The sequence below is a fragment of the Brevibacterium paucivorans genome, from assembly GCF_016907735.1.
In the GTDB taxonomy this organism is placed as follows: domain Bacteria; phylum Actinomycetota; class Actinomycetes; order Actinomycetales; family Brevibacteriaceae; genus Brevibacterium; species Brevibacterium paucivorans.
On record NZ_JAFBCP010000001.1, the window covers coordinates 2,381,165 to 2,393,785 of the forward strand.

The window sequence follows — 12,621 nt, forward strand, 5'->3', positions numbered from 1 at the left end:
GATCAACAACTCCGTTCACACTTGGAGGTAATGTGCTGGAAGTCGCATGCGACGGCTCCGCGTTAGGCAACCCCGGACCAGCGGGCTGGGCGTGGGTCATTGACGACAAACGCTGGGCAGCCGGCGGGTGGGAAGAGTCGACGAACAACCGGGCCGAACTCCAAGCGGTCATCGAGATTCTCAAAGCGACTGCGCACACGCATGAAGACCTCCTGATTCTGGCCGACTCCAAGTACGTGATTAACTCGGTCACCAAATGGATGCCGGTGTGGAGGCTCAAAGGGTGGAAAAAAGCCAACGGGCAAGACGTGCTCAACCGCGACCTCATGGAAGAGCTGTGGGAGCAGGTTGATGCGCTCGAAAAGTCGGGTCGTAAGCTGAAGTTCCAGTGGGTCAAAGGGCACTCCAACCATGAGCTCAACGAAGCGGCAGACCAACGCGCCCGTGCCGTCGCAACTGCCATTCGCGACAAAGGCGAGCCAGACCTCGGGCCCGGGTTGGGGACTGGTGAAAAGACCGAGGTGACTGGGCAGCCGGTCGACACCGTGAACGTGTGGTGCCCGCTGGAGAAGGATTTGGCTGATCAGATTGTGGAGCGCGCGAAGGCGCTGGGACTGACCCCGCACGCGCTTTTGGCGCAGGTCATTGAAGTGGGGTGGAAGGAACACCGTGATAGCGGCAAGTAACTTGGAGATCATGGTGGGCTCGCGCACGCTCATGTCGGAGGTGAACTTCCGCGTGGACAAGGGTGACCGGGTTGGGCTCGTTGGCCGGAACGGTGCGGGGAAGACCACGCTTACCAAGGTGCTGATGAGCGAGGTGTTGCCGTCGGACGGGACGGTGTCGGTGTCCGGGTCCGTGGGGTACTTGCCGCAGGACCCGCGAAGCGGAAAGCCTACGGAGACCGCTAAGGAGCGCGTGTTGGGGGCGCGGGATCTGGATGTGATTGCCAGGCGGATGCGCAAGGCCGAGCGTGCCATGAGCGACCCGGATCCGGACGTGGCGGCGAAAGCGATCGACAAGTATCCGCGAATCGAGGCTGAGTTCATTGCGGCCGGTGGGTACGCGGCGGAGTCGGAAGCGTTGGCGATTGCCGCGAACCTGGGGCTGGACGAGCAGCTGATGGGGCAAGAGTTGCAGACGTTGTCGGGTGGACAGCGACGGCGAGTAGAGCTGGCGCGGATTCTGTTTCACCAGCCCGACACGATGATTCTGGACGAGCCAACGAACCACCTCGACGCGGAGTCCGTGCAGTGGTTGCGCGACTACTTGGCCAAGTACTCTGGAGGGCTGATCATTATTTCGCACGACCTCAACCTGATTGAGGAGGTCGTGAACAAGGTGTTCTACCTGGATGCGACGCGGCAGGTCATTGACATTTACGCGATGGGGTACAAGCAGTACCTGAAACAGCGTGAGGCGGATGAGCGGCGGCGCAAGCGTGAGCGTGCGAATACGGAGAAGAAGGCGTCTGCGCTGGTGGCTCAGGCCGAGAAGATGCGCGCGAAGGCCACCAAGGCGGTGGCAGCGCAGTCGATGCTCAAGCGCGCCGAACGCATGCTGGCAGGGCTTGAGGAGGAACGCCAGAGCGATAAGGTGGCGAGTTTGCGGTTTCCCACGCCTGCCGCGTGCGGAAAGGTGCCGTTGACTGGTTCGGGGTTGTCTAAGTCGTACGGGTCGACGGAAGTGTTTATGGACGTGGACTTGGCGATTGACAGGGGCTCGCGGGTCGTGATTTTGGGGTTCAACGGTGCGGGTAAGACCACACTGTTGAAGATTCTTGCTGGCTTGGAAAGCCCGGATACTGGGGGAGTGAAGGCCGGGCACGGGCTCAAACTTGGTTACTACGCGCAGGAGCACGAGACGCTTGATCTTGATCGCACCGTGCTTGAGAACATGCGGAGTAACGCGCCGGATCTCGACGACACGCAGGTGCGTACGGTGTTGGGATCGTTCCTGTTCAGTGGCGATGACGTGAGTAAGCCCGCCAAGGTGTTGTCCGGTGGCGAGAAGACGCGGTTGGCGCTGGCGACGTTGGTGGTGTCGTCGGCGAACGTGTTGCTGTTGGACGAGCCTACGAACAACCTGGATCCGGCCAGCCGGGAAGAGATTTTGTCCGCGATTCGGCGCTATGAGGGCGCGATCATTCTGGTGACACACGACGAGGGTGCGGTGCAGGCATTGGACCCCGACCGGGTGCTGCTTTTGCCCGACGGCGACGAGGACCACTGGAACGACTCGTATCTGGACCTGGTGTCGCTGGCTTAAGTGCGTGTTTGGTGCGCCGAGGCGTCTCCCGTTAAGGGAGGCGCCTTTTCGGTTTCCGAATTGAGTGTTTGTGGCTTCTTTGATTGAACATTCGTTCGAAAATAAATCGAAACAAAACGAACAAAACCCTTGACTCGCGCATTCGAACACAAATAGAATAGAAACATGCAAGGAGGTGAAACCACATGACCACAACAATCCACGACCAGCACAACGACATGTACGACGGGCCGGCTGTCGAACTATTCGAAACAGTCAAAACCACCACACGACTCATGGACGAAGCACGCGTGAAACAAGCCGAAGCAGTCGCTGCGTTGATCAGCGCCCACGTGACACCGTTGGATGACTTCACTGACGGCATGCACGCAGTATTCACCTCCAACCCCGGAACAGGCCCACTCGTGACCAACGGAGTAGCAGGGGCAAGTACAAATGCGAACCCAATTGCCTCCCGTGGTGGGTCTGTTGGTGTGGATGATGTGGTGGCGTGTGTGGCCCTGCCTTCGGGTGAAGTATGCACGGTTGCCAGTGTCGAACGTGTACCAGAGGAGCTACCGACCCCAACAGAAGGGGTGCTAGCGAAAATCTTGGATTGTACGCGCGCCCAGGTGGTGACCCAGGTGCGGAAAATCATGACAGCAGCAGTGCTCATGCCCAAACTATGGTCACTAGCCAAACAAGGCGTGATCGGATTCGACCGGGTGTTGTATACCGCTGGCAGGGCCGGTCGTGCTGGGGTGTGTATCCCGGTGTTTGATGAACTGCTCACCAGTAAACGGGTAGACGTGTCATGGAAAACCTTTAAACGGCACGTCACTGAAGTGCTCGCCATGCTCACCACCCCAGAAACCAGGGCGGAGAACGCGAAACGTAACCGGTCAGTGTCCTACTGGGTCAACGATGACGGGACAGCCACCCTGAGCCTTACTGGGCCGGTGTTGGAGATGGAAGCGTTTTATCAGCGTGTACGCGGGACTGCCAGAGCGATCATGGCGAACCACATAGAACCTTTCACTGCCACGTTGACGGATGAACAACAAGCCTTGTTCATCACCGAAAACAACGGGGACGTTTCTGAAGTACGAGTTGGTGATCTAGGTCGGGTTGAGGTTGATGATGACCGGCTGATGGACCAACTGACCCTGGATTTGATCACAGGGGCTAAACCATCAACCACGCTACGAGTCCGCGTGACCCGGACAGGCAAACAAGCCCCCATCAAAGTCACCTACACCAAACCAGATAACCCGAGCGCGGAAGACGCTGAAGCGATCCTCGAAAACGGCACCCGCATCCAAACCGGAAACCCTGCTGGTGCGCAAGCCCAAGGCGTGAACGCTACTGGTGCTGACGCGAACGGTGCTGATGTAAACGGTGTTTCTGCAACTGACGGGCCTGGTGCAGCTGCTTCTGGTCCGGGAGATTCTGGTTCTGTGTGGGCTGACAGGTGTGAAGCTAAGCAGGCTGAGCAGGTTTGTGAGCTTGAGTTGTGCGTGTCGATGCCTGAAAAAGAAGAATGGCTGAAATCCCAAGCCAGCATTAACCTCACGGTCCCGGTGCTGCACTTCCTCATGGACAACCCACCACCAGGTACAGAGGGAATACCTGAGGAACAGAGAACTGAGAGACAAAGATCCAGAAAAGCCCCCGGGCTAGATGAACACAGGCCCGAACAACAAGATGTTGGAAGACACGAAACCGAAGAACAAGTATTTGAGCACCAAGGGAGTAGCACGCCTTCAGGCGTTGGGCCGGGGCAAGGCGAACAGTTATTCAATGACCAGGGGAGAAATGCGCCGCCGGGTAGTGAAGAAACCCTAAACTCCGAAGAGTTCTTGAACACTGAGGAACCCGTGAGTGCCAGCGAGCCTGTGGGTGCTGGTAGTGAGTTTGATTTTGGGTTGCCGGTCAAGGTGGACTCGGGTGCGCGTGTGCCGGTGATGATGAATAACCGGGTGCCGTTAGACACTAAGACTGCTGATGAGGTGATTGCGCGGGCGAAGTGGTTATACAGGATGTTCACCGACCCACAAACCGGTGTGGTCTTGGAATCTGCGCCGACGAAGTATTACATACCGGCAGCTTTGAAGCGCATGGTTGAGGCTAGGCATCCTTTTTGCAGTGTCCCGTGGTGTGCGGTGCCTGCCAGGGTGTGCGAGAAAGACCATATTGAACCGTTCAACCACAAAGACCCCGAAAACGGTGGGTTGACGGTGATGGAGAATTTGCACCCGTTGTGTAAGCGGCATCATCAATTGAAAACCCAGAAACGACTCCGCGTCGACAGGATGGATGACGGTTCTTTGGCGTGCGTGTTCCCACGGATTGGTGCCATGCTGGTCTACCCGCCAGAATCCAGGATCAACCAATACCAGTACGAACGGTTAATCGAGTACTTCGACACCGGTGACCAAGACATCAGCGACACCATCAACGACTACCTAGCAACAGAACAAGCAAGCGCCCATAGTTCGCAACACGACCCCGCGGTCGCTGACGAGTACGCGCTAGCAGGGGAGGTGTTCAACGGTGACACCCGCCCATGGGAACCCAGCAACGAGCCACCCCCATTCTGATTCGCCATCACCGTTCTGATTTGGGCCGTTCTAACCAGAGCCGTTCTAAACAGGGCCCGGACACTAGAGCCCTTGTTGGTTGAGCTCGGCGTCTTCGGCGTCTTCGTCCTTGACAGGTCGGCGGGCGCGATGGGTGGCGCTGTCTCGGGTGCGGTGCAGACTGGTGCCGTACCTTGAACCGGACTTGGACCCGTGCTTGAGCGCTTCCTTGTCAACCACCACATACGTCGTGGGCGCATCCGGAGACGACTCGCGGGTCCTCTTTTCGCGCACAATCGTAAACACGATCGCAATGAGAATCATGATCCCAAACGCAATCCACTGAAACGTATACGACAAATGCGACCCCGGATCCAACGACGGCGGCGGCAAAGGCGACAACCCCGCATCGCCAGCCGGATCCTCCGCACCCGCCTGCACAAACGCATTCTTATACGGACTCTTCAACCCCGGAACGCGCTCAGTATCAATCGCGCGAATAATGCCATCCGGATTATCGTCCTTACTGCCATCCTCCGTGGGCCGCAACCAGCCCGTCACCGTCGCCTCACCCGCAGGCGGCTTAGGTACACCATCCGGGCTGGCCGACCCAGTCGACGGCGCCGGCACCCACCCGCGATTCACCAGAATCTGGTCACCCGCAACCGTCGTAAACGGCACAATCACATAAAACCCCGGCTGGTTATTCACCGTCCGGTTCCGCGCCAACACCGTAAGCTCCGGCTCGTACTTCCCGCGGACCTCCACCTTGGTCCACTCATCCTCAGCGGCCAACCCCGCCGAGGTGTCCGCCACCACCTCGGCCAGCTCAACCGGGGCAGCGTTGTAGTTGGCCTCAATCGTGGCAATCTCCGCGTCCCGCTGCTGCCTACGGTCGTTCTGCCACATCGCAAGAAACGCACACAACGTCGCCGCTACCAGTGCCAACACGATATACCGAATCCACGCAGACGACGCCAGAAACGAATAGTTCCGCAACATCAGCCCGCACCCTCCGGGATCTCATCAACCGAAACCACAGAACGCAAGAACCCTCGCAACGAAAGGAACTCACTCAAGAAATCACGGTGCTCATCACACGCCAACCACACCTTATTCCGCGCAGCTGTATGAATCGACGGGTTGTTCCACAACAAAGCGTGAACCGCACGTGCTCGGCAACCTTTCGCAGAACACACAAGCTCGCTCACGCGCGCCCCCTATCGTCTGGGTCTGGGCCCTGCTCGCCCTGAGGCTTCTCCAACACCCCAACGATCTCGCCCATCACCACATCGGGCTCCTCATCGTCATCATCCTCAGGTTCATCACCCAAAGCCTGCGGCGTAGGAGCACCCGCAATCTCGTCAGTATCCGTGTAAAAATGCCGCCGCACCGTATTCGCAATCGTGACCGCAATCCACGGCAGAACAATCGCCCCTGCAGCAGCCGTCCAGCGCACCCACCCTGACGTGAGCGCCGCGACAAAAAAGCACGCCAAGCGAATCGCCATCAGAACCATGTACTGACGCATACGCCCGTTCGACTCGGCTTCGTGGGAGTGCTGAGCATCGGTAACACGAACAGTCTGTTCCTTGCTCACACACACCTCCTGCGTTCAGTTCGATACGCCAGTCTACTCCCCGAACAACAGAAAAGCTCTGAGGTCAGAGCAATCGTTGATAGGTTAGGAAAGAAACTGTCCACTAGTCATCTATGTCCAGGAGCCTCAGTGCCACGCACAGTACTCGTCACCGGCGGTAACCGCGGAATCGGACGCACAATCGCTGAACAATTCATCGCACAAGGCGACCGCGTCGCTGTCACCTCACGTAACGGAGACGCCCCAGAAGGTGCCCTCGCCGTCGCCGCCGACGTCACCGACTCCGACTCGCTCGACGCCGCTTACACCACGGTGGAAAACGAACTGGGTCCCGTTGAAATCATCGTCGCAAACGCTGGCATCACCCGCGATAACTTGCTCATGCGCATGAGCGACGAAGAATTCGAAGACGTCATCAACACCAACCTCACTGGTGTCTACCGCACGGTCCGCCGCGGCATCACCAACCTGATCCGCTCAAAGTGGGGCCGCATCATCCTTATCTCATCGGTATCCGGTCTCTACGGGGTCGCCGGCCAAGCCAACTACTCCTCTTCAAAAGCCGGCCTGGTGGGACTCGCCCGCTCGATCACCCGCGAAGTGGGCTCGCGCGGCATCACCGCAAACGTCGTCGCCCCCGGGTTCATCCGCACCGACATGACGGACGAACTCCCTGAATCCAAGCAGAAGGAATACCTGCAGGCTGTCCCCGCAAAGCGTTTCGCGGAACCTCAAGAAGTAGCCAAGGTCGTCAGCTGGGTTGCTTCCGATGACGCAAGCTATATTTCCGGTGCTGTCATTCCCGTTGACGGCGGTTTGGGAATGGGACACTAAAGAACGAACAGAAAGGTCATCATGGGAATTCTTGAAGGAAAGCGCATCCTCGTCACCGGTGTGCTCACAGAGTCGTCAATCGCATTCGCGGCCGCACGCCTTGCGCAGGAGCAGGGAGCAGAAGTCATTCTGTCCAGCTTCGGCCGTCAGATGAAGATCACCACCATCATCGCTGAACGACTGCCCAAACCAGCCCCGGTTATCGAACTCGACGCAACCAGCGAAGAAGACCTGGCAGCGCTACCTGAGCGTCTGGGCGGAAACATCGACGGAATCGTCCACGCGATCGCATTCGCACCAAAAGACGCACTCGGTGGCGTGTTCCTCGACACCCCATTTGAATCGGTCTCCACCGCGATCCACGTGTCTGCCTACTCGCTGAAGTCCATCGCCGTCGCCGCAAAGAGCGTGCTCAACCCCGGCGCCGGAATCGTGGGCCTGACCTTCGACGCAACCGTCGCATGGCCGGCATATGACTGGATGGGTGTGGCAAAGGCAGCCATGGAATCCACCTCGCGCTACCTCGCCAAGTACATGGGACCGGACAAGATCCGCGTCAACCTGGTATCCGCCGGACCACTCAAGACCACCGCCGCCAAGTCCATCCCCGGCTTCGAAGCCTTCGAAGACGTGTGGGGCGACCGCGCGCCACTCGGGTGGGACCAAACCGACACCGAACCAGCCGGGAAAGCCATCGTCGCTCTTCTCTCCGACTGGTTCCCCGCCACCACCGGCGAAATGGTCCACGTCGACGGAGGCCTGCACTCAACAGGCGCATAGCCTCTAACGCATAACCTCCTGCACTTTTCGGGTGGGCATATCTACACTGGTAGGTATGCCCACTCTCGTTTTGGCGCGCCACGCGCACGCAACTCATGACCCCATGCCAGACTTCGACCGTCATCTCACGGATGAAGGGGAGGCCGAGGCGGCCCTCGCCGGCCGCTTTCTGTCACAGTTCCCGCTGACTCACCTGGTGTCGTCGCCGGCAAAACGCACAACCCAGACTGGGCAAGCAGTTGTTGATGCGCTCAACGACGCCTACCGCGGACGCCCAGATTTCAACGCCGTAGAACTGCAGTTCGAACCTGCTCTATACGACGCCACCGTTCAAACCTGGCTCGACACCATCAACGCGATCCCCGAAGACGTGCCCGGAGCATATATCGTGGGGCACAACCCCATCGTGTGGGAAACAGTTGAACAGCTCAGCGGTGTAAACCTCAAGAAGTTCAAACCATCATCCGTTGCAGTATTCCGGCTACCCAGTTGGGACGTCGACACATTCCCAGAACCCACTGTGCGGTACTTCGGAAACTAAAACGCACAGACCTCAAACAGGCGCTCAGCGCATGTACGGTGCGCAGAAAATCTCTACAAGCTGACGCATGTCACGGTGCCGGATGACCAAATCGGCCTTTTCAGCCAACGCGGGTTTCGCACAGAACGCGATCCCGCAGGTCGCCAGCTCGACCATGTCCAAGTCGTTCGCACCATCACCAATAGCCAAAGTCCGCGTAGCGCCTACACGTTCGGCCAGCTGCGCAAGAGTGCGGGCCTTGAACGCCCGGTCAACAACAGGCCCCGTGACCTTGCCAGTGAGCACTCCGCCGGAGGACTCCAACTGATTCGCAAACGCGTCATCGATGCCAACACTGTCCGCAAGCGGCTGAACAATCTCAATGAAGCCACCGGACACAACAGCCACGTGGCAATCCACCTCGTGCAAGGCCCCCACCCACTCGGGTACTCCAGGGGTGAGCGTCACCTGGTCAGCCACCTCGGCCAGCGCACTCACCGGGACTCCCTTGAGCAACGCCACGCGTTCGCGCAACGACTCTTCAAAATCCAACTCGCCAGCCATGGCCCGCTCCGTGATCGCTGCAACCTGGTCTTCAACACCAGCGTGAGCGGCCAGCAGATCAATCACTTCTTCGTTGATCAGTGTGGAATCCACATCCATAACCACCAGCTCAGGCGGCGCAAGACTCACCTCTGAGGGCAGGACCTGAACATCGTCGTTTTCTGAACGCAAATCAGCCAGAACCGGTGGCAAGGCATCAGGGTCAAAAACATCGTGGCGAACCTGACCAGAGTCGAAAACACATACCCGTTGCATAGCTTTATCGTATCGGTGTGGCACTTTCCCGCGTGGTCGTGGTCACCACATCGTGAGCCGCCCCATGGAGCTGAGCCAGCAACTGACCTAACTCCGGCGGCTCAACCGCGGCAGGCGCCATAACGGACCGCACTGCACTGTGGATATCAACAGCGGAAAAACACGCGGCTTCAACAGGGGAATCCATGAAGAACGACCCCGCCCGCCGGTGCTCAGCGGCAAAGTCCTCCTGCCAGTCCCTCCACGGAAGATTCCGAAACTCATCGGCAATCCCGCGCTCAACAAGCGACAACCCCCGCATGACCACCTGACGCAAGTGGCGTACAGCCTCTGCACCAGAACGCGCACCCAAGGGTGTGTACGGAACGTGCGCACACGGAAACACATCCACATTGCCCTCCGCATGGACGACCAACACCGCACGGGACTCGCCGGACACCTCGGCGACAATCACGGCGGGCGCCTGCGCAACCACGCGACTGTGCTCCCTGGACACCTGCGGAACCGTCAGCGTAAGCGCCGGATGGATCAACTCCGTACGAAACCGGTCAACCCCAAGCTCTCGCGCCGCAGCCGCCCACAACAACAGGCCGGTGTGTGGCTCGCCAAGCACGGCATCGTCGTTGATGACCGGCACCTCAAACCCGGCGTCGTGGAAGATCGTCGCCACCGAATCGGGTGGCAGTGTCCGTGCGACACACGCATTGAGCGCAGTCGTGACAAGAACAGTCTGGAAAACTCGCTGATTGTGCACACGCACAGATTACCCGTGGGGTAGGGTTTGACATATGAGCGAAGTGCTGAGCTTAGAAGATGTTGTTGTTCGCCGTGGTCCTCACCACCTGTTGGACGGACTGAGCCTCTCAGTATCTGAAGGACAGCACTGGGTGATCCTCGGCCCCAACGGCGCTGGCAAGACCACACTGTTGGAACTCGTATCCGGACGCATGCACCCCACCAGCGGAACCGTGAAGATTCTTGGTGAGCAGCTGGGCCGCATCGATGTGTTTGAACTGCGTCCGCGCATCGGATATGCATCGTCCGCACTTGCCGACCGTCTGCCACGCAGCGAAACCGCCTTCGACACCGTCATGACCGCCGCATACGGAGTGGTTGGTCGCTGGACTGAAGAGTACGACCAGATCGACGAAGAACGCGCCCACGACCTTCTGCACGCTTTTGGTATTGGTGATTTCAAAGACCGCACATTTGGTTCTCTGTCTGAAGGTGAACGTAAACGTGTGCAGATTGCCCGCTCACTCATGACTGACCCGGAGATTCTGCTCCTGGACGAACCAGCGTCGGGACTCGACCTGGGCGGCCGCGAAGACCTGCTGCAGGCGCTCACGGAGATCATCGGCGGAAAGTACGCACCTACCACCCTCATGGTCACCCACCACGTGGAAGAGATTCCGCAGGGCACCACGCACGCTCTGCTTCTTCGCGACGGAAAAGTGACAGCAGCTGGTCCTTTGGAGGAGACCCTGACCTCCCAGAACCTGTCTGAAACGTTTGGCTCGAACATCGAACTCACCACTGTCGGTGGTCGCTTCCACGCTCAGGCACAGTGACGTTTGATCTGCTCACCAGCACGCTCATCTTCCTTGCGGGGCTGGCCGCTGGCACTATCAACGCGGTGGTGGGCTCCGGAACTCTGATTACCTTTCCCGCGCTCGTGGCCTTTGGCGTGCCACCCCAAGCCGCGACCATGAGTAACGCGCTTGGGCTCATCCCAGGAAACATCGCATCGTCATTCGGATACCGTGAAGATCTCCGCGGCTCCGGCGACAAACTCAAACGCTGGATACCCGCATCGATGGCCGGCTCCCTCATCGGTGCCGCACTCTTGGTGATCCTGCCGGAAAAGTCCTTCGAGCTCATCGTGCCGGTCCTTATCGTTCTCGCGCTCGTCATGGTGGTGATACAGCCACGCCTCCAGAAATACCTCAAGGCTCGCCAATCCAACGCCGTCACACACAGCACCATCGCGGTGTATTGCGTCCTGTTCTTCACCGCCATCTACGGCGGCTACTTCGCAGCGGCCCAAGGCATTATTCTCATCGGGCTTCTAGGCATAGTCCTCGATGAGCCACTCCAAACGATCAACGGATACAAAAACGTCCTCGTCCTGTTCGTCAACCTCGTATCAGCAACCGCCTACACCGTCATCGGGTTTAACAAGATCTCGTGGATGGCCGTACTGCTCATTGCGGCCGGATCGCTCGTAGGCGGTTATGTGGGTGCGCGCATCGGCCGAAAACTCAACCCCACCGTGTTGCGCGCCGTGATCGTGATCCTGGGCATGGTCGCGTTTGTGCGCATCTTGGGAATCCACGCATGAACACACCCAAGAAAGCCGACCTGAGCCCCCAAGACATCGAAGCGCTATGCGAACAACACGGCATCGACCCCGCCCGCGTGCAACACCTGGCTCACGTACCCCCGCCTGAGGACTACACGCACCTGACCGACGTGGACCTCCGGAAGAAACTCGAACCGGAAAACGGCCTTTTCATCTCCGAATCATCCAAGATCATTCAACGCGCCCACGACGCCGGCATGAAGTTCCGTTCGTTCTTCCTCAACGCCCACTGGCTCGAACCGCTCGCCCCGGTCATCGCCCACCACGACGTCCCCATCTACGTGGGAAGCGAAGCTGATCTAGAAAAGGTTGCCGGTTTTCGCCTCCACCGAGGTGCCCTGGCAAGTACCCAGCGTCCCCACCTTCCCAACGTTGCCGAGGTGGTGAGAGACGCCTCGGTCGTTGTCGTCATTGAAGATTTGGTGGATCACACGAACGTGGGCGCGATCTTCCGTTCCGTAGCCGCCCTTGGCGCCGACGCCGTCCTGGTAACACCCCGATGCGCCGACCCCTTGTACCGGCGAGCGATCCGAGTGTCGATGGGTACGGTCTTCCAAGTGCCGTGGACAAGAATCGATCCTTGGCCAGAGAGCATCGACACCCTCCAGGATGCAGGGTTCGTCGTTGCGGGCATGACTCTAGGCGAGGGCGCGATCACTTTGGACGAGCTGGTCGCTGAAGATTATGAGAAGCTCGCTCTCGTCTTCGGCTCCGAGGGTCCTGGGCTGACTCAAGCGACTGAGCAGCGGCTCGACAGAAGAGTCACGATCCCGATGATGGGCGGAGTTGACTCGTTAAACGTCGCGGCGGCCTCGGCAATCGCGCTCTATGCGACGAGGTTGCGCCACAAGAGGTAGCGTCACTGTCCAGAGGTGGTCGA

At 58.9% G+C, this 12,621-nt stretch carries 13 protein-coding genes; 9 read left to right on the plus strand and 4 right to left on the minus strand.

Annotated elements, in window-relative coordinates; translation table 11 throughout:
* Window positions 1-32: 32 nt before the first annotated feature.
* The 3 genes from JOE56_RS10980 (at window position 33) to JOE56_RS10990 (ending at window position 4,847) form a co-directional block, all read left to right on the plus strand.
* A complete protein-coding gene (locus tag JOE56_RS10980) occupies window positions 33-686 on the plus strand; it encodes an RNase H family protein (RefSeq protein WP_204515999.1) in 654 nt (217 codons plus the stop codon).
* Window positions 670-2,268 carry an ATP-binding cassette domain-containing protein gene (locus tag JOE56_RS10985; protein ID WP_204516000.1) on the plus strand — a complete coding sequence of 533 codons (1,599 nt, stop codon included), beginning with the start codon at window positions 670-672 and terminating at the stop codon, window positions 2,266-2,268. Before JOE56_RS10980 ends, JOE56_RS10985 begins: the two co-directional genes overlap by 17 nt.
* 185 nt (window positions 2,269-2,453) lie before the next feature.
* Window positions 2,454-4,847 carry an HNH endonuclease signature motif containing protein gene (locus tag JOE56_RS10990; RefSeq protein ID WP_204516001.1) on the plus strand — a complete coding sequence of 798 codons (2,394 nt, stop codon included), beginning with the start codon at window positions 2,454-2,456 and terminating at the stop codon, window positions 4,845-4,847.
* 63 nt (window positions 4,848-4,910) lie between these two features.
* On the opposite strand, the gene JOE56_RS10995 is transcribed toward JOE56_RS10990, so the two are convergent.
* On the minus strand, window positions 4,911-5,828 hold the full coding sequence (locus tag JOE56_RS10995) for an SURF1 family cytochrome oxidase biogenesis protein (protein WP_239530436.1): 918 nt from the start codon (window positions 5,826-5,828) through the stop codon (window positions 4,911-4,913).
* Between the two features lie 205 nt (window positions 5,829-6,033).
* Entirely contained in the window at window positions 6,034-6,426 is a 393-nt protein-coding gene (locus JOE56_RS11000; protein ID WP_204516002.1) for a DUF3099 domain-containing protein, read from the minus strand.
* Window positions 6,427-6,555: 129 nt separating this feature from the next.
* Between JOE56_RS11000 and fabG the strand changes: the two genes are divergently transcribed.
* The 3 genes from fabG to JOE56_RS11015 are packed head-to-tail and all read left to right on the plus strand — an operon-like array spanning window position 6,556 to window position 8,581.
* Window positions 6,556-7,260 (plus strand): 3-oxoacyl-ACP reductase FabG, encoded by a 705-nt coding sequence (fabG, locus tag JOE56_RS11005; protein ID WP_293877192.1) that lies wholly within the window; start codon window positions 6,556-6,558, stop codon window positions 7,258-7,260.
* Between the two features lie 21 nt (window positions 7,261-7,281).
* Entirely contained in the window at window positions 7,282-8,040 is a 759-nt protein-coding gene (fabI, locus tag JOE56_RS11010) for an enoyl-ACP reductase FabI (RefSeq protein ID WP_005882293.1), read from the plus strand.
* 55 nt (window positions 8,041-8,095) lie between these two features.
* Complete coding sequence (locus tag JOE56_RS11015) at window positions 8,096-8,581, plus strand: SixA phosphatase family protein (protein WP_204516003.1); 486 nt, start codon at window positions 8,096-8,098, stop codon at window positions 8,579-8,581.
* 24 nt (window positions 8,582-8,605) lie between these two features.
* Here JOE56_RS11015 and serB read toward each other — a convergent pair whose 3' ends face one another.
* A complete protein-coding gene (serB, locus tag JOE56_RS11020) occupies window positions 8,606-9,379 on the minus strand; it encodes a phosphoserine phosphatase SerB (RefSeq protein WP_204516004.1) in 774 nt (257 codons plus the stop codon).
* A gap of 4 nt (window positions 9,380-9,383) precedes the next feature.
* Window positions 9,384-10,133 carry a hypothetical protein gene (locus tag JOE56_RS11025; protein WP_204516005.1) on the minus strand — a complete coding sequence of 250 codons (750 nt, stop codon included), beginning with the start codon at window positions 10,131-10,133 and terminating at the stop codon, window positions 9,384-9,386.
* A 34-nt stretch (window positions 10,134-10,167) separates the two neighbouring features.
* On the opposite strand from JOE56_RS11025, the gene JOE56_RS11030 reads away from it, so the two are divergent.
* From JOE56_RS11030 to JOE56_RS11040, 3 genes are read left to right on the plus strand one after another with little or no spacing between them, the layout of a single operon-like run.
* Window positions 10,168-10,950 (plus strand): ABC transporter ATP-binding protein, encoded by a 783-nt coding sequence (locus JOE56_RS11030; RefSeq protein WP_204516006.1) that lies wholly within the window; start codon window positions 10,168-10,170, stop codon window positions 10,948-10,950.
* Entirely contained in the window at window positions 10,947-11,720 is a 774-nt protein-coding gene (locus tag JOE56_RS11035) for a TSUP family transporter (RefSeq protein ID WP_204516007.1), read from the plus strand. The genes JOE56_RS11030 and JOE56_RS11035 overlap by 4 nt, the downstream gene beginning before the upstream one ends.
* The gene (locus tag JOE56_RS11040) at window positions 11,717-12,598 is read left to right on the plus strand and encodes a TrmH family RNA methyltransferase (protein WP_204516008.1); all 882 of its coding nucleotides are present in this window, start codon (window positions 11,717-11,719) and stop codon (window positions 12,596-12,598) included. The genes JOE56_RS11035 and JOE56_RS11040 overlap by 4 nt, the downstream gene beginning before the upstream one ends.
* Window positions 12,599-12,621: the final 23 nt, after the last annotated feature.